This window comes from Devosia sp. (genome assembly GCF_965229025.1).
Classification (GTDB): Bacteria; Pseudomonadota; Alphaproteobacteria; order Rhizobiales; family Devosiaceae; genus Devosia_A.
In genome coordinates, this window is record NZ_OZ245853.1 from 493,658 (window position 1) to 512,442 (window position 18,785).

At 63.2% G+C, this 18,785-nt stretch carries 23 protein-coding genes; 14 read left to right on the forward strand and 9 right to left on the reverse strand.

From position 1 onward, the window contains the following. Nucleotides 1-107: 107 nt before the first annotated feature. Nucleotides 108-791, reverse strand: coding sequence for a TetR/AcrR family transcriptional regulator (locus ACO06J_RS02360; protein WP_421759091.1), 684 nt, complete (start codon nt 789-791; stop codon nt 108-110). Between the two features lie 125 nt (nt 792-916). Here ACO06J_RS02360 and ACO06J_RS02365 point away from each other — a divergent pair, with 125 nt between their 5' ends. The 5 genes from ACO06J_RS02365 (at nt 917) to denD (ending at nt 6,352) form a co-directional block, all read left to right on the forward strand. Further along, entirely contained in the window at nt 917-2,068 is a 1,152-nt protein-coding gene (locus ACO06J_RS02365) for a Gfo/Idh/MocA family protein (protein ID WP_421759092.1), read from the forward strand. A 140-nt stretch (nt 2,069-2,208) separates the two neighbouring features. After that, a complete protein-coding gene (locus ACO06J_RS02370; RefSeq protein ID WP_421759093.1) occupies nt 2,209-3,375 on the forward strand; it encodes a dihydrodipicolinate synthase family protein in 1,167 nt (388 codons plus the stop codon). 241 nt (nt 3,376-3,616) lie between these two features. Beyond that, a complete protein-coding gene (locus tag ACO06J_RS02375; RefSeq protein ID WP_421759094.1) occupies nt 3,617-4,441 on the forward strand; it encodes a sugar phosphate isomerase/epimerase family protein in 825 nt (274 codons plus the stop codon). 102 nt (nt 4,442-4,543) lie between these two features. Then, nucleotides 4,544-5,299, forward strand: a complete 756-nt coding sequence (locus tag ACO06J_RS02380) for an SDR family NAD(P)-dependent oxidoreductase (protein ID WP_421759095.1) — start codon at nt 4,544-4,546, stop codon at nt 5,297-5,299. A 66-nt stretch (nt 5,300-5,365) separates the two neighbouring features. Next, on the forward strand, nt 5,366-6,352 hold the full coding sequence (gene denD / locus ACO06J_RS02385) for a D-erythronate dehydrogenase (RefSeq protein WP_421759096.1): 987 nt from the start codon (nt 5,366-5,368) through the stop codon (nt 6,350-6,352). Between the two features lie 3 nt (nt 6,353-6,355). Here denD and ACO06J_RS02390 read toward each other — a convergent pair whose 3' ends face one another. From ACO06J_RS02390 to ACO06J_RS02400, 3 genes are all read right to left on the reverse strand, one after another. Then, nucleotides 6,356-6,757: a hypothetical protein gene (locus ACO06J_RS02390; protein WP_421759097.1), complete on the reverse strand. Its 402-nt coding sequence runs from the start codon at nt 6,755-6,757 to the stop codon at nt 6,356-6,358. A 136-nt stretch (nt 6,758-6,893) separates the two neighbouring features. After that, the gene (locus tag ACO06J_RS02395) at nt 6,894-7,808 is read right to left on the reverse strand and encodes an acetamidase/formamidase family protein (RefSeq protein WP_421759098.1); all 915 of its coding nucleotides are present in this window, start codon (nt 7,806-7,808) and stop codon (nt 6,894-6,896) included. 48 nt (nt 7,809-7,856) lie between these two features. Then, nucleotides 7,857-8,489 carry a hypothetical protein gene (locus tag ACO06J_RS02400; protein WP_421759099.1) on the reverse strand — a complete coding sequence of 211 codons (633 nt, stop codon included), beginning with the start codon at nt 8,487-8,489 and terminating at the stop codon, nt 7,857-7,859. Nucleotides 8,490-8,564: 75 nt separating this feature from the next. Between ACO06J_RS02400 and ACO06J_RS02405 the strand changes: the two genes are divergently transcribed. From ACO06J_RS02405 to uxuA, 5 genes are all read left to right on the forward strand, one after another. Further along, nucleotides 8,565-9,011: a hypothetical protein gene (locus tag ACO06J_RS02405; RefSeq protein ID WP_421759100.1), complete on the forward strand. Its 447-nt coding sequence runs from the start codon at nt 8,565-8,567 to the stop codon at nt 9,009-9,011. A 55-nt stretch (nt 9,012-9,066) separates the two neighbouring features. Continuing rightward, nucleotides 9,067-9,684 carry a trimeric intracellular cation channel family protein gene (locus ACO06J_RS02410; RefSeq protein WP_421759101.1) on the forward strand — a complete coding sequence of 206 codons (618 nt, stop codon included), beginning with the start codon at nt 9,067-9,069 and terminating at the stop codon, nt 9,682-9,684. Next, nucleotides 9,681-10,046 (forward strand): DUF4326 domain-containing protein, encoded by a 366-nt coding sequence (locus ACO06J_RS02415; RefSeq protein WP_421759102.1) that lies wholly within the window; start codon nt 9,681-9,683, stop codon nt 10,044-10,046. Before ACO06J_RS02410 ends, ACO06J_RS02415 begins: the two co-directional genes overlap by 4 nt. Before the next feature lie 44 nt (nt 10,047-10,090). Continuing rightward, the gene (locus tag ACO06J_RS02420) at nt 10,091-11,218 is read left to right on the forward strand and encodes an iron-containing alcohol dehydrogenase (protein WP_421759103.1); all 1,128 of its coding nucleotides are present in this window, start codon (nt 10,091-10,093) and stop codon (nt 11,216-11,218) included. 67 nt (nt 11,219-11,285) lie between these two features. After that, nucleotides 11,286-12,500 (forward strand): mannonate dehydratase, encoded by a 1,215-nt coding sequence (uxuA, locus tag ACO06J_RS02425; protein WP_421759104.1) that lies wholly within the window; start codon nt 11,286-11,288, stop codon nt 12,498-12,500. A gap of 139 nt (nt 12,501-12,639) precedes the next feature. Here the strand turns inward: uxuA and ACO06J_RS02430 are convergent, their stop codons facing one another. Continuing rightward, on the reverse strand, nt 12,640-13,782 hold the full coding sequence (locus ACO06J_RS02430) for a succinylglutamate desuccinylase/aspartoacylase family protein (protein ID WP_421759105.1): 1,143 nt from the start codon (nt 13,780-13,782) through the stop codon (nt 12,640-12,642). A 139-nt stretch (nt 13,783-13,921) separates the two neighbouring features. Further along, nucleotides 13,922-14,716 (reverse strand): response regulator, encoded by a 795-nt coding sequence (locus ACO06J_RS02435; protein WP_421759106.1) that lies wholly within the window; start codon nt 14,714-14,716, stop codon nt 13,922-13,924. A gap of 156 nt (nt 14,717-14,872) precedes the next feature. On the opposite strand from ACO06J_RS02435, the gene ACO06J_RS02440 reads away from it, so the two are divergent. Genes ACO06J_RS02440 through ACO06J_RS02455 form a run of 4 tightly spaced genes read left to right on the forward strand, consistent with a single transcriptional unit; the run spans nt 14,873 to nt 17,393 of the window. Continuing rightward, entirely contained in the window at nt 14,873-15,079 is a 207-nt protein-coding gene (locus tag ACO06J_RS02440; RefSeq protein WP_421759107.1) for a NepR family anti-sigma factor, read from the forward strand. Between the two features lie 4 nt (nt 15,080-15,083). Next, a complete protein-coding gene (locus ACO06J_RS02445) occupies nt 15,084-15,638 on the forward strand; it encodes an RNA polymerase sigma factor (protein ID WP_421759108.1) in 555 nt (184 codons plus the stop codon). A 5-nt stretch (nt 15,639-15,643) separates the two neighbouring features. Further along, nucleotides 15,644-16,399 carry a Crp/Fnr family transcriptional regulator gene (locus ACO06J_RS02450; protein WP_421759109.1) on the forward strand — a complete coding sequence of 252 codons (756 nt, stop codon included), beginning with the start codon at nt 15,644-15,646 and terminating at the stop codon, nt 16,397-16,399. Nucleotides 16,400-16,445: 46 nt separating this feature from the next. Beyond that, entirely contained in the window at nt 16,446-17,393 is a 948-nt protein-coding gene (locus tag ACO06J_RS02455) for a diacylglycerol/lipid kinase family protein (RefSeq protein WP_421759110.1), read from the forward strand. Between the two features lie 34 nt (nt 17,394-17,427). Here the strand turns inward: ACO06J_RS02455 and ACO06J_RS02460 are convergent, their stop codons facing one another. From ACO06J_RS02460 to ACO06J_RS02470, 3 genes are all read right to left on the reverse strand, one after another. Then, entirely contained in the window at nt 17,428-17,661 is a 234-nt protein-coding gene (locus ACO06J_RS02460; RefSeq protein WP_421759111.1) for a hypothetical protein, read from the reverse strand. Between the two features lie 97 nt (nt 17,662-17,758). Further along, on the reverse strand, nt 17,759-18,217 hold the full coding sequence (locus ACO06J_RS02465) for a phage holin family protein (RefSeq protein WP_421759112.1): 459 nt from the start codon (nt 18,215-18,217) through the stop codon (nt 17,759-17,761). Between the two features lie 4 nt (nt 18,218-18,221). Beyond that, a complete protein-coding gene (locus ACO06J_RS02470; protein WP_421759113.1) occupies nt 18,222-18,605 on the reverse strand; it encodes a DNA gyrase subunit B in 384 nt (127 codons plus the stop codon). Nucleotides 18,606-18,785 lie beyond the last annotated feature (180 nt).

Here is an 18,785-nt window from a genome sequence, read left to right on the forward strand (position 1 = left end):
TTGGTCCGAGACAGGCAGGACTGTCAAGCCACCCGGTGAACCGATGGAATCGCAGCAATAACGGGTTCGAGCGCTGCTGGCGTTGCTGCCACACGCCTTTGAGGCGATCAGGTGCGCTTGGTACGCAGATAATCCAGAACCATCTGCACCGCTTGCGCCTCGCGGTCCTGGATCAGTGCGAACTGGCTGAGATCCTTGCCGAAAACCACCGACAGGGTCTGCATGTTGGAGACGTAGAAGTAGCAGAGCGAAATGATCGAGATGTAGAGCTGCATCGGGTCGACGTCGGTACGGAAAATACCCAGGTCGTGGCCGCGGCGCACGATCTCATGCAACTCCGCGACGATCGGAGAGCGGATCTCGTCGAGGTTGGTTATCTGTTTGACAAACTTGGCGTTTTGCAGGTTCTCCACGGACAAAAGCCGCGGAAACCAGGGGTTCGCCAGAAAGTGCCGGAAGGTAAAGCGGATGATCCGGTCCACCGCTTCAATAGGGTCGTACTGGCCGATCTTGAGCTCGCGCTCCCCGCGCCGGATCTCGCGGTAGGCATCGAGCAGCACTGCCAGGTACAACGCTTCCTTATTGCCGAAGTAGTGGTAGAGCAGCCGCTTGTTGGCCTTGGCGCGGTCGGCAATCGCATCGACCCGCGCGCCGTTGAAGCCCTGTTCGCAGAACTCGTCCCGCGCCGCCTTGAGAATCGAGGCCTTGGTCCGTTCAGCGTCGCGAGGGCGTACCGGCAATGCGGCGGCCGGCTTGCTCCGCCGCGCTCCCACTGCCTCCTCCGTCGACATGCTCTCCGTCTCCCCACCGCCCCAGGCCGATCCAGCGTGTCGCCGCCAGCCTCTTGACGGTTGATCTTAGCCACGTGTATCCAAGTAACCAACCAGTTACAAGACTGAGCCTTGGGGAGGGCGCAATGGCCGAGCAGCGGTTGGGTTTGATCATGCACGGGGTGACCGGGCGCATGGGGTACAACCAGCACCTGGTGCGCTCCATTCTCGCCATCCGCGCGCAGGGCGGCATAGCGCTCAAGAATGGCGACCGGCTGCAGATCGATCCGATCATCGTGGGCCGGGATCGCGACAAGATGCAAAGGCTTGCGGAGAAACACCAGATCCACCGCTGGTCCACCGATCTCGATTCGGCGCTCGCCAACCCGGACGATCAGGTGTTCTTTGACGCTGGTACCACGCAGATGCGTGCCGAACTCCTGAGCCGGGCGATCGACGCGGGCAAGCACGTCTATTGCGAAAAACCTGTGTCTGACGACCTTGAGAGCGCGGTTGCGCTCGCAAAGAAGGCGCAGTCGGCGGGCATCAAGCACGGCGTGGTGCAGGACAAACTGTTCCTGCCCGGCCTTCTGAAGATCAAGCGGCTGGTCGATTCCGGATTCTTCGGCCGCATCCTCTCGGTGCGCGGTGAGTTCGGCTACTGGGTGTTCGAGGGCGACTGGCAGGCGGCGCAGCGGCCGAGCTGGAACTATCGCAAAGCCGATGGCGGCGGCATCATCCTCGATATGCTCTGCCACTGGCGCTACGTGCTCGATAACCTTTTCGGCGAAGTCCAGGCGGTGAGTTGCCTCGGCGCGACACATATCCCGGAGCGGGTCGACGAGAAGGGCAATCGTTACACCGCCGATGCTGATGATGCCGCCTATGCGACGTTCCAACTGGCGGGCGGCATCGTGGCGCATATCAATTCGAGTTGGGATGTTCGCGTGCGGCGCGATGACCTCGTGACCTTCCAGGTCGATGGCACGCACGGCTCGGCCGTCGCGGGCCTCCACAAGTGCTTCACCCAGCACCGGGTCAACACGCCGAAGCCGGTATGGAACCCCGACCAGCCGCAAACCATCGATTTCTTCGCCAACTGGGAAGAGGTCCCCGATAACTGGCCGGCCGAGAACGGCTTCAAAGCGCAATGGGAAATGTTCCTGCGCCACGTCGCCGAGGATGCGCCGTGGCCCTATGGCCTCGAAGCCGGCGCCAAGGGCGTGCAACTGGCCATGCTCGGGCTCCAGAGCTGGCAGGAGCGCCGCTGGCTGGATGTCCCGGCGCTGGGGATTTGAGTGATGTCCGTGGCGATCGCTCACTATCCTTATCCACGGCCGTCATCCCAGCGAAAGCTGGGACCCATTCATCGGTCAGCACATGTGGTTAGTTGGGTCCCAGCCTTCGCTGGGATGACGTCTAGGGTCGGGAAGTAGCGATGTCTGAACTCCTCCTCCCCAATCCCGATCGCTCGCTCACCCCCTATCGCCTCACCGGCACGCCGATCCCCTTCGAACACCACAGCGCCAGCGACTTCCCGCGCATCGCCTATGCGGCCGCCCATGTCGTCGCCGACCCGCTCGCCAGCAATGATCCGTGGCTCGCCCCGGCCATCGACTGGGACACCACGCTCAAGTTCCGCCACCGGCTCTGGGACCTTGGCCTCGGCGTCGCCGAAGCCATGGATACCGCGCAGCGCGGCATGGGGCTCGGCTGGGCTGAGGCGCAGGAACTGATCCGCCGCGCCCAGGCCGAAGCGCGAACGCGGCCGGATGCCCTGATCGCCTATGGCGCTGGCACCGATCACCTCGCGCCGGGACCGGATGTGACAATCGACGCCATCATCGCCGCCTACGAAGAGCAGATCGGCTTTGTCGAAGGGCAGGGCGGCAGGGTCATCCTCATGGCCTCGCGCGCGCTCGCGGTGGCGGCGAGGTCGCCCGATGACTATGCCCGGGTCTATGGCCGTATCCTCTCCCAGGTGCGGCAGCCGGTGATCCTCCACTGGCTGGGCGAAATGTTCGATCCGGCGCTTCAGGGCTATTGGGGCCGCGCCGACCACGAGGCGGCGATGGATGTGTGCCTCGATGTCATCGCTGCGCACGCCGACAAGGTCGACGGCATCAAGATTTCCCTCCTCAGCAAGGAGAAAGAGATCGCCATGCGCCGCCGGCTGCCGGCCAGCGTTCGCATGTATACCGGCGACGACTTCAACTACGCCGAACTGATCGCGGGCGACGATATGGGGCATTCGGATGCCCTGCTCGGTATCTTCGACGCCATCGCGCCTGCTGCCTCAGCGGCTCTGGCCGCACTTGGCCGAGGCAGCGAGAACGCGTTCTTCGAGCTGCTGGAACCCACCGTCCCCCTCAGCCGCCACATCTTTGCGGCGCCGACGCGGTTCTACAAAACCGGCGTCGTGTTCCTCGCCTATCTCAATGGCCTCCAAGATCATTTCACCATGATCGGCGGCCAGCAGTCCACCCGCTCGCTGCAGCACCTGAGTGAACTGTTCCGCCTCGCCGACAAGGCGCGGGTGCTGGCGGACCCGGAACTTGCCATCGCCCGGATGCAGCGGGTGCTCGCGGTCCATGGGGTGGTTTGAGAATGAGAACTGCAAGCTCGGTGATCTCGCTCTGCTGGTGCAGCCCCTTGCCTTCTCCCCTTGTGGGAGAAGGTGGCGCGCAGCGCCGGATGAGGGGTCCGCGACACGAAGTGTTGCGCGTTCGGAGCGAAGCGACGAGCGACCAGAGTTCGCGGAGGGAACCCCTCATCCGCCCTTTGGGCACCTTCTCCCACAAGAGGAGAAGGCGGACCGGTGCCTGCATCGCCGCAGGTAACTGCCCATGACCAACCAGACCCTCTCCATCAACCTCGCAACCCTGCGCAACGGCTGGAGCTTCGGCGAGATGGTCGACGGCTGTCTCCGTCACGACATCACCGCAATTGCGCCGTGGCGGGATCAGGTGGAGAGCGTCGGGCTCGCAGAAGCAGCGCGGATCGTCAAATCGAACGGGTTGCGCGTCACCGGCCTCTGCCGCGGTGGCATGTTTCCGGCCGCAACGCCCGAGGGCATCGCCAAAGCAAACGATGACAACCTGCGCGCCATAGACGAAGCGGCAGCGATTGGCGCGGATTGCCTTGTGCTGGTGGTTGGTGGCCTTCCTGGATCGTCCAAGGACATTGTCGGCGCGCGTAAGATGGTCGCCGATGGCATCGCAGCCATGCTACCGCATGCACGCGCCGCCGGCGTGCCGCTGGCAATCGAGCCGCTGCACCCGATGTATGCGGCGGACCGCGCCTGCGTGAACACCATCGATCAGGCGCTGGATCTTTGTGCGTTGCTCGGTGCCGGCGTCGGCGTCGCTATTGACGTCTACCATGTGTGGTGGGATCCCAACCTCGCGGCCGCTATCCTCCGGGCCGGAGCGATGCGGGCAATTCTTGCGCACCATATCTGCGACTGGCTGGTGCCAACCCGCGACATGCTGCTCGATCGCGGCATGATGGGGGACGGGGTGATCGACCTCAAAGCTATCCGGTTCATGCTTGAAGCTGCCGGCTACCATGGCCCGCAAGAGGTCGAAATCTTCTCCCGCGACACCTGGTGGAAGCGCCCCGGCGACGAGGTTCTCGCCACCTGCCGCGAGCGGCTGGCCACGGTCTGCTAAGGACCTTCCGCAAGCTTGACCTGCGTCAATGTGGCCCTGACGCATCCGCTATAAGGTCCCCATCTAGGTTGGGTAGACGCAAAAAATAGTGGAGATTTGAGAATGGCTTACGATTTTTCAGGCAAGGTTGCGCTGGTCACCGGCGCGGCGTCCGGCATAGGCGAGGCGATTGCCAAGCGCCTTGCTTCCGAAGGCGCCAAGGTGGTTGTGGCTGACCTCAATATCGAGGGCGCGAACGCGGTTGTTGCAGCGATAAAGGCTGCAGGCGGAACTGCCGCAGCGGCCGCCGGCAACGTGGGCGTGGCCAGTGAAGTCGAGGCGTTGGTGAAAGTTGCGACCGAGACCTATGGTGGGCTGCATTTGGCCGTCAACAATGCCGGGATCGGCGGTCCGGCGGCGCCGACGGGCGAATATCCGCTCGACGGCTGGCATCAGGTCATGGATATCAATCTCAACGGCGTCTTCTACGGCCTCCGTTATGAGATTCCGGCGATCCTCGCTTCGGGCGGCGGTGCCATCGTCAACATGGCCTCGATCCTCGGCAGCGTCGGCTTTGCGACCTCGCCTGCCTATGTCGCCGCCAAGCATGGCGTGGTGGGGCTCACCAAGAACGCGGCGCTTGAGTATGCCAAGAAGGGCATCCGCGTGAATTCGATCGGGCCGGGCTTCATCCACACCCCGCTGATCGACCAGCATCTCGATGCCGCAACGCAGACTTACCTCGCCGGCCTCCACGCGCTTGGCCGCATGGGCACAGCTGAGGAAGTGGCGGCGCTGACGGCGTTCCTGCTCTCCGACGAAGCCTCGTTCATCACCGGATCGTACCACCTGGTCGATGGCGGCTATACCGCGCAATAATCCTTCTTGCGTGCTTGCGCGGCGCGTCACAATGGGTAGTCTCCCCGCAAAATCAGGGGAGACTCCATGCACATTCTGATCATCGGCGCGGCCGGCATGGTCGGGCGCAAGCTCACTGCCGGACTGCTGAAAACCGGCCGTCTGGCCGGCAAAGACATTGAAAAGTTCACGCTCGCCGACGTGATCCAGCCTTCGGGGATCGATTTCAAGGGCCCGGTCGAAACCCTCGCCATTGACCTGTCCGCTCCCGGCGCAGCTGTGACCCTGGCCGCCAAGCGCGCCGACGTGATCTTTCACCTCGCCGCCATCGTTTCGGGCGAGGCCGAGGCCGATTTCGATAAGGGCTATCGCATCAATCTCGATGGCACGCGGTATCTCCTCGAAGCGATCCGCCAGGAAGGCATCAAGGCGCCGTATCTGCCGCGTCTCGTCTTCACCTCCTCGATCGGGGTGTTCGGCGCACCGTTCCCCGAAGCCATCGGCGACGAATTCGCGTTGACGCCGTTGACCAGCTACGGCACGCAGAAGGCGATCTGCGAGCTGCTGCTCAACGACTATTCCCGCAAGGGCTTTGTCGATGGCATCGGCATCCGCCTCCCCACCATCGTCATCCGTCCGGGCAAGCCCAACCTTGCGGCCTCAGGGTTCTTCTCCAATATCCTCCGCGAGCCGCTGGTGGGGCAGGAGGCGATCCTGCCGGTCAGCAAGGATGTGCGGCACTGGTTCGCCAGCCCGCGCGCCGCTGTCGGCTTCCTGATCCACGCCGCCGAAATCGACACCAACCGCCTTGGCTGGCGCCGGACGCTCTCCGCGCCCGGTCTTTCCACCACCGTGGGCGCCGAAATCGAGGCGCTGCGCCGGGTGGCCGGCGAGAAGGCCGTCAAGCTGATCCGCGAAGTGCCCGATCCCAAGATCGACAAGATTGTCGAAGGCTGGCCGCGCAATTTCGCAACCAAGCGGGCTGAGTCACTGGGCTTTGTGGCCGAAACCAGCTTCGACGAGATCATCCGCATCCATATCGAGGATGAACTGGGCGGCAAGATCGGCGGCTAAGGCCTAAAACCGGCGCTTCCGCGCAACAAGCGGCCACGGTAGGCGCGGCAGCAGACGCGCCTGCCAGCGCACTATGATGCCCTGGCTGTCAGCGGTGACGGTCGGGGTCGTGCTCGCGGGCAGTTCATAGCTGTCCTGCTGCACAACAACATCGGTGGCATAACGCACCACGACGCGCAGTATCGACTTGTTGGGGATCAGCGAGACCAGCTTGGTGAGATCGTCGTCGAGCTGAAACGCAAAGGTCTGCGCTGTGTTGCCGACGATGATGTCTTTGGGACCTTTGACGCGCGGATAGAGGAGCGCGGCGTCCACCGGCACCACATGCGGGTCAGCTATAGGTATTGGTTGGTACGCGTTCACTGCGATCCGCTGCCAGTTCGCGGTCTTCCGCGTTCCCGGCATCCCCCCGTATCCTTGGTTAACAAGGTGTTTACGTTGTCATCCATGGATAGCGCAACGCACAAACCCGTACAACTGCTCACGCAGTAACATGGTTTCCAACGGCTCGGAAGGCAACGGCCTCGAGAGAGGTCGTCCGTTATTGACGTTGCGGCAGCCATTTCTTGGCGATGCGGCAGACCATGGTGTAGGCGGGGTCGTAGACGTTGCCGACATCGTAGCGCACCACCTGGCCCATGATGTGGCTCGCCGCAACCTTCGAGAGCCCGTAGTCGGTGGTGAGCCATTCCAGCATGTCGGTGGTGGCGTGCTGCAGCGCCTGGTCGAGCGGGCGGGCATTGCCGACCGAGAAGATGTCGTCGGCATTCTCGCCGCGCGGCCAGGTGAGCTTCTTGCCCTTTTCGAGAGTCAGGCGCACTTCGACTTCATAGCTGGTCTCGATGCCGGTGCCGACAATTTCGCCATCGCCCTGGGTGGCGTGGCAGTCGCCGAGAAAGAATAGCGCGCCCAGAACCGCGACCGGAAACCACACCGTCGCGCCGGGGCCGAAGCCGCGATAGTCCATGTTGCCGCCGTTCTCGGCGCTGGTCGCAGTGGAAAAGGCCTGCCCCATGGCGGGCGCGACGCCGAAGCAGCCGATCATCGGCTCCAGCGGAAGAACGAAATTCTCGATGCCGGCCACCGGCGGATCAAGCGTTGCGGTGCCGCCCTGGCGGTCGATCGCCCATTCGGCCCGGTCGCGCGGCGGCAGGTCGCGCACCGTTTCGGGGTCGACGACATTGCCCGCGAGCACGGCGCGGGTCCAGCCGGTGGCGCGGTTGGGCGTCATGCGGAGGATTTCGACCTTCAGCGCATCGCCGGGTTCGGCGCCTTCCACAAAGATCGGGCCGTTCATCGGGTTGGGCCCGGATTTGCGCTGGATGCCGTCCTTGTCGTACCCGGCCGCATCGAGCGTTTCGGTGATGATCACGTCACCTGAGGAGACCAGCAGGGCGGCGGGGAGCGTCCCCAGCACATTGTGCCATTGGGTGGGTACAAAGCGATGGGTGGTCATGGTGCGTCCTCGGTGGTCGCCTAGAGGTATCGGCTGATCTTGGCGCTGTCACCCCTCACGACGCACGAGGCTCGTAAGCCATTCGGCATAGTGCGCGCTGTGATCACCGAGGCCATCCGCGCGATCCCCCTTGGTCAGCCAGCCGCGCCGCGGCGGAATGAAGGAATAGATGTCGCGGCGCGGTTCCTCGCGCCACTGGATGTTGAAGGCGGCGTAGCGCGGAAAGAACTCCATACTGTCGTAGGGCAGGTGGTCATGCACCCACCAGGCGATGGCTTCCCATTGACCCGTCGCCTCGTAATAGGGGATCGCGGCATGCACGATGATCGAGGCGGTCGCCCCCATCCGTCCTGCGGCATCCCGCCGGTCCCAGATGTGGCCCGCGAAATTGGTCTCGTTGCGCCCGCAGTTGAGCTTGTGTGCGTTGCCGAAGCCGTTGACCTCGATCGACCGGAACGCTGAGCGGATGGAGATGCGGCCAAAGCGGGCACGAAGCGGTTCGAGCAGTTGTTCGCAAAGCTGGCGGCCGGCGGCGATGGCGAGGTCGGGATCGTCGGGGATATTGGGGATGCCGTGAAAGCTGGCGATCTCGGAATGGAGAAAATCGCGCATGAAGAAGCTGGGGCTGAGCCGCACCCGACCGAGTTCTTCCAACGCTTTCACACTCTGTGGCTTACGCATTGAGCGATCTCCTCTTTTGGCTGATGGTGCGCTAGGAATAACGATCGAACCACCTGATTTTGACCGGAGACTGACATGAAACGCCTGGCCCTGTTCGCGTTGATACTGGCGCTGGGCGCGAGCCCGGTATTCGCCCAGAGCGTGGCGGATGTGAACGCCTCCATCGAAACCGTGCTGGGCGATCCTGCCAAGTACGGCGAAGCGTTCGAGGCTATTCAGGCGGCGGTCGGTGCTGGCGAGGCCGCGGTCGTGGCGGACTGGGTCAGCTACCCGATCACGGTGCGCGAGGGCGGCGATGAAGTGACAATCGAAGGCCCAGAAGATTTCATCGCCCAGTATGACCAGATCATCACCGATGCGATTTCTCAGGCGGTGGTATCCCAGAAATACGAGGACCTGTTCGTCAACGCCGACGGCGTGATGTTCGGCAATGGCGAGGTCTGGCTCAACGGCATCTGCAAGGACGATGCCTGCAGCGATTTCGACGTGAAGATCGTCACCATCCAGTCGACGGCGGACTAGCAAGCCGCTCTACTCGCCGCGGGTCGCACTTTGAATTGCGCCTTTGGGGAACGCCATGCTGCTGCAGGTCATCTTCTATATCGCCATTGCCGCTGAAGCGATGACCGCGGCGCTTGCTGCCGGGCGCCGCAAGATGGATTGGTTCGGGGTGTGCGTCCTCGCCTGCGTCACGGCGCTCGGCGGCGGCACGATGCGCGACACGCTGCTCGGTCACTACCCGCTGACCTGGGTGGCGAACCCCTATCTGCTGCTCATCTGCTGCGGTGCGGCGCTCTTCACCATAGCGCTCGCCCGCTTCATGGATGCGCTGAAATGGCCATTCCTCTTGCTCGATGCGCTGGGTCTGGTGGTTTTCACCATCATCGGCTGCAACATCGCGATCGAGCTGGGCCTGTCGCCGATCATCATCATCGTCTCGGGGTTGGTCACCGGGATCGTGGGGGGGATTCTGCGCGATGTGCTGTGCAACGACGTGCCACTGGTGTTCTCGTCCGAGCTCTATGCCACCGTCGCGATCGTTTCGGGCGTCCTCTACTATTACGGCCTGCAATGGGGCCTGCCGCACGATCTAGTGGTCGTGGGCGTCATCGTCATTGGCTTTTCCCTCCGTGTCGCCGCAATCATTCTTAAGCTGGAAATGCCGAAATTCGTCTACGACAAGGAGCTCCGGTGAGCGCCAAGCCCCAACGCCTGCACCTTTCCCGCAAGAAGGGGTTTAACCTGCAGGAGGCGTCGCGCGAGTTGAACGGCTTGCCGGCAAAGATCGTGGCGCGGCCGGGCAAATGGGGCAATCCGTTCGTCATCGCCGAGATTGCCAAGCGCTACACGCTCGACCCGGCGGAGGCGCAGGCGCGGGCGGTGGACCTCTGCACCCAATGGCTGATCGGCGCGCTCAGCACTTCGCCGCTGTCGCCGGGGCCTGCGCCGTCGCTCGACCTGATCCGCACAGAACTCGCGGGACATAACCTCGCCTGCTGGTGCAAACCGGGCACGCCGTGCCATGCTGATGTCCTTATCGAAATTGCCAATGGCTAGGTCATTGCAAGAGTTGAATTGTTAGTGCCTGAGGGGGAGTTGAAATGAGCCGTATTGCCTATCTGACTGCTATCGAATTCGGGGTCGGCACCCTTGCCACACTGAAAGACGCAATGACCGAGTTCGGGCTGAAGCGCCCATTGCTGGTGGCTGATAAGGGCGTCGTTGCCGCCGGCATCGCCGCCAAGGCGCTGGCCTTCCTGCCCGAGGGCACGCCGGTCTTTGTCGATACGCCGCCCAACCCTACCGAATCCGCCGTGCTGGCGGCGCTGGCCATGTACCAAGAAGAAGGCTGCGATGGCCTCGTGGCGCTCGGCGGCGGTTCGCCCATCGATCTTGCCAAGGGCGTGGCGCTGCTCGCGACGCACCCGGTGCCGCTTGAGCAATACGCCATGATCTATGGTGGGCTTGATCGCATCACCAGTAAGGTCGCGCCGTTGATTGCCATTCCGACCACCGCCGGAACCGGCGCCGAGGTCGGGCGCGCCGCGCTGCTCACACTCGATGATGGCCGTAAGCTCGGCTTCATTTCTCCGCACCTCATCCCCAAGCGCGCCATTTCCGATCCGGAACTGACGCTGGGCCTGCCGCCGGGGCTTACCGCGGCCACCGGTCTCGACGCGCTCAGCCATTGCATCGAAACGCTGTGCTCGCCGCGCATCAACCCGCCGGCCGAAGCCATTGGGCTCGATGGTGCGGCCCGCATCTGGGGCGCGCTGGAGATCGCCTATCGCGATGGCCAGAACCTCGCGGCGCGCACCGAAATGCTGATGGGCGCGCTGATGGGCGGGCTGGCGTTCCAGAAGGGTCTTGGCGCCGTCCATGCGCTCAGCCACGCGCTGGGCGGCCTCAAGGATGTCTCGCTGCATCATGGCACGCTTAACGCCATCCTGATGCCGCCGGTGCTGCGCTTCAATGCCGTCGCCATCGTCGAAAAGCTGTCGCGGCTCAAGGCGGCCATGGGGCTCAAGCCCGATGCCGATCTCGCCGATGAACTCGATGCCCTGAACGTCCGCCTCGGTATTGCGCCCGGGCTGCGGCTGCTGGGGGTGCGGGAAGATCATTTCGACTGGGTGGTCGAGCGGGCGCTGGCCGACCACAGCCACGCCACCAACCCACGCGTTGCCTCGGCCGCCGACTATCGCGCGCTGCTCGTCGCGGCGATGGGCTGAAGGGCGTTGACTTGACCGGGCAGCGGGCCTAGCCCGCTCCCCTCATTTTACTCAATGAGGCTCAGATATGAGGCAGACTTGGCGCTGGTTCGGACCAGCAGATCTCGCCAGCATCGATGATGTGGTTCAGGCCGGTGCCGAAGGCATCGTCACGGCGCTGCACCACATTCCCAACGGCACCGTCTGGTCGCCCAAAGAGATCGCCAAGCGCCAGCAGCTGGTGCGCGTCCGCAAGGACGGCTCGCCCTCGGGAATCGAGTGGGATGTGATCGAGAGCCTGCCGGTTTCCGAAGACATCAAGAAGCAGAAGGGCGCCTGGCGCGAGCTCATCGCCAACTACAAAGAGAGCCTCAGGAACGTCGCGGCGGCTGGGCTCGAAATGGTCTGCTACAACTTCATGCCGGTGCTCGACTGGACCCGCACCGACCTCCGCTGGGGCCTCCCCAATGGCGGCTCGTGCATGCGGTTCGACATTAACGATTTCGCGGCATTCGAAATCCATATCCTTAAGCGCCCCGGTGCGTTGGAGGCGTTTACTCCAGCTGTGGTTGAAGAAGCCGCACGCCGTTTTGCCGCGCTTGATGACGCTGGCCAGAAGCAGCTGGCGCGCAATGTGACGATGGGCCTTCCGGGCTCCACCGAGAGCATGACGCTGGAAGATGTGCGGGCGCATCTGGCCGAATACGGCAATATCTCTGCCGACCGGCTGCGGCAGCATTTCATCGATTTCCTCTCGGAGATCGTGCCGGTGGCTGAAGAGGTCGGCGTTCGGCTCGGCTGCCATCCCGACGATCCGCCGTTCCCGCTGCTCGGCCTGCCGCGCATTATGTCGACGGCGTCCGACTACCAGGCGATCCTCGATGCGGTGGATAGCCCCGCCAACGGCATGACGCTCTGTTCGGGCTCGCTCGGCGCCCGGCCGGACAACGACCTGCCGGCGATGATGCGGCAGTTCGGCCCCAAGGTGCACTTCCTTCACCTCCGCAACGTCAAGCGCGACAGCGACGCGATCTCCGGCTCGTTCTTTGAAGCCGAGCACCTCGGCGGCGATACCGATATGGTGGCGCTGATCGCGGCGATCCTCACCGAAGAAGCCCGCCGCAAGCGCGAGGGCAGGGCGGATTGGGAAATCCCAATGCGGCCCGACCACGGACAAGACATCCTCGACGACCTCACCCGCCGCGCCCAGCCCGGCTACCCGACAATTGGGCGTCTCAAGGGTCTCGCGGAACTGCGGGGCATCATGACGGCGCTGGGGCACCGGGAGTTCGGGCTGCAGTAAGCCTTCCCCTCACCCGCCCTTCGGGCACCCTCTCCCTCAAGGGGAGAGGGGAGTTGTGGCACAATCTCGCCCCCTCTTTCCCTCTCCCCTTGAGGGAGAGGGTGGCCGCGCAGCGGCCGGGTGAGGGGCAGTTACCCCCTCAATCCTCCAGCAGATACGCGCCCTTCCTTGCCGCCAGCGGCAGGGTGCCGACGATCTTCATGATCGAGGCGCCGCGCGCCGCATACTTCCGCTCGACGCGGGAGAGCACGAACCCGTCGGTGCCTGCAAATACCGGCGTTCGGGCCATGAAAGCCTCCGGGCCATCGAGCGCGATGATGTCGGCGATCGGCTGGCCCTTCTTGACCACCTCGCCCAGCTCAACCCGGTAAGCCACCAGCCCCGGCCGGTCAGCCCGCACGATCTCGGTGGCTTCAAGCGATGTCCCGCCGGGCGACGTGCCAGGGCGAGGGCCCGGATCCGCGTCGATCAGGTTGCGCTCGCACAGGAACCCCCAGAGCCGCCGCGCGTCGTCGGCACCGAAATGGTCGAACACATCGGCCGTGCCGCGGTATTCGAGCGTCGCGGTGGCGCTGGCCATCGGCACGGGCTTGCCCGGATTGGCGAGTGCCACCTTGCGATAGAGTTGCGGCAGCACCTCGTCGAACGATCCGCCCCCGGAATCTGCCGCGGTCAAAGTCGCCGCCGCCCCCATCCAGTCGGCAAGATCCTGCAATTCGGGCATCAGCTCGGGCGAGGTGAAGATGTGGAGCAGCGAGTCATTGTCACAGTGGAGGTCGAGCACGAACTCGGCATCATGCGCCTCGCGCAACACCAGGAGGCGCAACTGCTCGGCAACAGTGCGCGGCTGCTGCGCATCGATCCACTGGGCGACAGCCTTGCGGATCAGGTTGACGTTGAAGCGCTCGTCCTCGGAGAGGCGCCCGGCGAGCTGGGTGCGGATCTGGGCGAACAGATCCGGCCAGCGCCGGTTGTGGTTGACGCCGGTGTTGGGGTCGTACCGTCCAAGGTGGTGGCGGAACGAGAAGTTGGCCATGCCGAGCGGATTGACCAGCGGCATCACCGTGAACCGCGCCCTCAGCAGGTTCTGTTCATCGGCATGACGAAGCTGTGGCAACAGGTGATGCAGCAGCATCGTGCCGGGGTGTTCATCGGCATGCAGCGCTGCCTGCAGATGAACCTTCTCCGGCGCATCGCGCGGGCCGATGACGTAGTAGGTGAACTCGGTGACCTGCCCCGGCGTATCGCCCCTCAGCGGCACCACCTTGCGTTCAAATGTCATCACGCCATCCCCAAACCGTTCGCGACTCTGCCTAGCAGGAGTTCAGGCTAAGGCACATGCCGGGCAAAGCGAAATCTGGCCCAAAACGCAAAGAGCCGGGCAGGGCCCGGCTCTTCAAATGCGATCATGTCTACTTCAATCAGGCCGCTGCGCGCGAACCCTCGTCGAAGAAAAGCGCCTGGCTGATCAAGGCCTTGACCATGTCCGGGTTGAACGGCTTGGTGACGAGGAACGTCGGCTCAGGACGCTCACCGGTCAACAGGCGCTCCGGGAACGCGGTGATGAAGATCACCGGCACGGGGTGGGTCGAAAGGATGTCGTTGACGGCGTCGATGCCCGAAGACCCATCGGCCAGCTGGATGTCCGCAAGGATCATCCGCGGCTGGGTCTTGTGGTAGAGCGCCACCGCTTCCTTGTGGGTCCGGGCAATGCCGACCACACGGTGGCCAAGGCCCTCGACCATCTGCTCGATATCCATGGCGATCAGCGGTTCATCCTCGATAATGAGGATGTCAGTTGCCACCTGGCGGGAGATTTCTGCCGAGGCGTCGGCCAGAAGCGCGGCGAACTCGGCCGGCGATGTGCCAAGGATTTCAGCGGCTTCGGCGTGGGTAAAGCCCTCGACTGCAACCAGCAGGAACGCCTGACGCGGTTTGGGAGCGAGGTTGGCGAGGTTGGCTGCTGCGCGGGATTCCCAAGGGTAGGTGGAGTTGGGCTCGGGTACGCGCACGGCCGAAGTCGAGAACAGCGCGGAAAACAGTTTGTAGAGCGAGATGCGATCGTTCGAGCCTTCGGGGAAGATCGAGAGATCTGCGATCAGCGCCTCAAGGGCCGCTGCGACGTAGGCATCGCCTGACGTCTGGGAGCCGGTTACCGCGCGAGAAAACCGGCGCAGATACGGCAAATGCGGTGCAATCCGCATGGACAAAGTCATCGTAAGGCTACTCCCCTGGCGCATTCCAAGCTTAACATCGTTGAAAACGCCGGTACTCAAAAAAAGGTTGCAACGGGCGGGAACTTTTTTTCGGCTGGTGCTTTTTTCCTCTGGCGGTAGGAAACGGGCGTGATTTCTGACCGCGGGGCAGGGCTAATGAAAGATAAGACGACCATGAACCAAGCAGGTAGTATTCGGCAGCGCCGTACAAATGACGGCCTAGGCCCGAATTCAGATATCGGCAGCAAGCTCCGCGCGCTTTATGGCGCCGTCGAGGAGGAGGGCATCCCCTCCAAGCTTCTGGACCTGCTTGAAAAGCTCGATCAGGTGGAGCAGAGCGCCAAAACCGGCAAGAGCGAGTAGCGCTATGACCCCGGAAACCCCGAGCTTCAAACGCGAGATGCTGGCCACCCTGCCAAGCCTCCGGGCCTTCGCGGTGTCGCTGACAGGCCGCCACGACAAGGCCGATGACCTGGTGCAGGACACCGTGATGCGGGCCTGGGCGAAGCAGGAAAGCTTCGAAATGGGCACCAATATCAAGGCATGGCTGTTCACCATTCTCCGCAACGAATTTTACAGCCAGATGCGCAAGCGCGGACGCGAAGTGCAGGACAGCGATGGTCTGTTGACCGAGCGCATGGCCGTGAACCCGTCGCAATACGGGATACTGGACCTTGGCGACTTCAAGCGCGAGCTGGACAAGCTCCCTGATGACCAGCGCGAAGCGATCATTCTGATCGGCGCCTCGGGTTTTTCATATGAAGAAGCCGCCGAGATCTGTAAGTGCGCCGTCGGCACCATGAAGAGCCGCGTCAGCCGCGCCCGCTCGCGCCTGCAGGAAGCGCTGCAGGTGGAAGGCGAGACCGACTATGGCCCTGACGGGGTTTCCGCCCAGGTCACCGCAATGCCGCATATCGGGTAACCCCGATGAGTGAGCAGGCGACGCAGACCGCGCGGCGGGTTCCGTGCGAGCAGTGTCCACTACGCGCCAATCCGCATTTCCGCCCTTTCGAGGCGGAGGAACTCAAGTTCGTCAAGCAGTTCAAACGCGGCGAGCTGGTGGCGGATGCGGGTTCGATGATCCTGTCGGAAGGCTCGCACAGCGCGCAGCTGTTCACCCTGCTGTCGGGTTGGGCGTTCCGCTACAAAATGCTCGAAGACGGGCGGCGGCAGATCCTCAATTACCTGTTGCCGGGTGATCTCGTCGGGCTGCAGGGTTCGGTGATCGGTGAAATGCAGCATTCAGTCGAAACGCTGTCCCCGGTCGTTCTTTGCGTTTTCCAGCGCGACAGCCTGCCGGGACTGTTTCGCAACCATCCCGGCCTGGCGTTCGATATCACCTGGCTCGCCTCGCGCGAGGAGAGGATGCTCGATGAGAACCTCCTCAGCGTCGGGCGTCGCAGTGCGCTGGAGCGTGCCGCCTATCTGATCGCCTTCATCTATCAGCGCGCTAACCGACTGGGCTTTGGTACGGGCCGCAAGATGCTGATCCCCATTACCCAGCAACACGTTGCCGATACGTTGGGCCTGTCGGTGGTGCACACCAACAAGACCTTACGCAAGCTGGTCGACCGAAAGTTCATCCGCTGGCATGACAGCGCCTGCGAGGTTCTGGACGAGGCAGGACTGATGGAATTGTCGGGCTGGTCCGGGCTTGAGGAAGGCCAGCGGCCATTCATTTAGTCGCCGTCTGGACGTTCAGCCCCAGGCCAGGCATTGGAGCGATGGCATGCATTTTATCGGCGTCTTGAACAAGGATGGCGGGACATTTCGCACCATGGATATGGCTGCGTTTGCCACCAACGCCACCGCCTTGTTCGCCGCACATGGGCATAGTCTCGACTGCCGTGTGGTGAGCAGCGACGAGCTGGTGCCTGCCCTCCAACACGCCGCTGCCGACCCCGCTGCCGATGCCCTGATGGCCGGCGGCGGCGATGGCACTATCTCGGCCGCGGCCGGGGTCTGCTTTGCCGCGGGAAAGCCGCTTGCCGTGCTGCCGGCTGGCACCATGAACCTTTTCGCCCGTTCCCTTCAGATGCCGCTCGGCCTCGATCAGGCACTCGAGGCCGTGGCAACAGGCGTTGTGCAACACGTCGATATCGCAACCGCCAACGGCCAGCCCTTCGTCCATCAGTTCACGGTAGGCATGCATTCGCGGCTGGTGCGGATTCGCAACGGCATGGTCTACCACAGCCGTATCGGCAAGATGGCCGCCAGCGTCCGGGCGGTGTTTGAAGCGCTGTCGCGGCCCCTGGTGTTCGATGTCGAACTGACGACCAGAAAGGGCACCGAGAAGCGCCGCGCCACCGCCATCGCGATCTCCAATAACCGGCTGATGGAGGGGCACGTGCCCTATGCCGAGGAAATCGACAAGGGCGTGCTCGGTGTCTATGTCGTTGAGCCGATGCCCAGCGTCGAGCTGGCGAGGCTGGCCGTCACGCTGATGTTCGGCAAATGGAAGCAGCATCCGATGGTGTCGGAAAAAGAGGTGCGGGATCTGACGCTGACGTTTCGGCGCACCAAGAAATCATTCCGAGCGGTCATCGATGGTGAGTTGGTGCCGCTTGAGCGGCAGGTGCGCCTCAAAATCCATGCTGGCGCGCTCAAAGTGGTGGCGCCGGCAAGCCCATTGGCCGATATCGCCGCAGCCAACGAAAAAGGCCTCGCAGCATCCTGAAATGCAGCGAGGCCGGATAGACTTGGCGTTCTGGCTAAAGGCTTGCTGCTCCGGCATCCACCGGGCCTTCGCCCAGGGTGCGCAGTGCGATCTCGATAAGCTTGAGGTCTTCCCCGTCGTCGCCGTCGACGGGTGTCATTCCTTCAGTGGCACTGCGTTCCTTGGAGAGCGAATCTGCCTCCAGCTGGCGCAGCACGATAATCTTTTCGTCCGTCGGCATGTCCTGATCAGTCAGGATCGATGCGATCTTTCCTTTGATGTGGGTCATAGCTCACACTCCTTGGATCGGTTCCGAGCGGACCGCGTTGTGGTTCCGCTCGGTGACATTCAACGCATCAACCTCCAGAAAGGTTGCTGGGTGGGAGTCAGGACGGGGTGTCGGTTTCGGTGCTGTGGTGACGGCCTGGCTTTCGAAGCAGATACGCTGCCGCAAGAGCGCCGCCGATTGGCAGACCAACTTTCTTCATCAGGTCCGAGTTCATTGCGAGCGGGAAAGCCGCAATAGCTGCCGTGGTGACGAGGGCCGTCCGGTCGACATTATGCTTGCGCTCGAGTGACCGCCGATGCTCCGCCGCGTCGGCCATGCGCATTGCGAAAAACACGATCAAGGCGATGAGCAGCGCGCCGCCGGCGATCGCTAACGGCGCCCAGATCGGACCCATAACCGTCACCAGCCAGGCGTGGAGAGCGACCAGCAGGAAAACGACCCCAATCCCAGCAAATGACGCCACGACCAGCCAGGCCGCGACGTCCTTTTTGACCCGCTCCTTGAGGACTTCGATTTCGATGCCGAGCAGCGATGCCAGCGTCAGGAGAAGGTTCATTGTCTTAGCGCGACACTACGGCCAGGATAAAGCCAAGCGCGATAGCGCCAGCCACGGCGGTCAGCGGCTTTTGACGGATGGAGTCCTTCAACTGCTTTTCGAGTTCGCCGAACTCGTCCTGCACGTCTTCGAGAGCGTTCTGGCCCGTCTTTGCGAGGTTGTGCGCTTCTTTCTGTGCCACTTTCTGCACATCGGAGACCTTGTTTTCAGCCAAGGTCGCCAACGTCACTGCGATCTGCTTGAGGTCGCTTTGCAGCTGGGTGACCTGGGCGCTAAGGTCGTCCTCATTGCGCGCCGGTGCGCTGGGACGGCGCGAGCTGTTGGCGCGCCGAGCGGGCGCGGCGGGCGTGTTTGTGCGGCCGGGGGCCATATCAGTCGTGGAAGCCATATTTCTCGCTCCTTGCGTTTGTAAGGCGATAACGCTGCGACCGCGCCAAGGTTCCACCAGTATTGCACTTGAGCGCGGCGCAGATTTTGCGCCACATCAAATGCAAAAGACCCTCCGGCCAGGGAGGGCCGGAGGGTCATATGCAAGTCCCAAGGGGGGCGGCCTATGGGACCGCTTGCG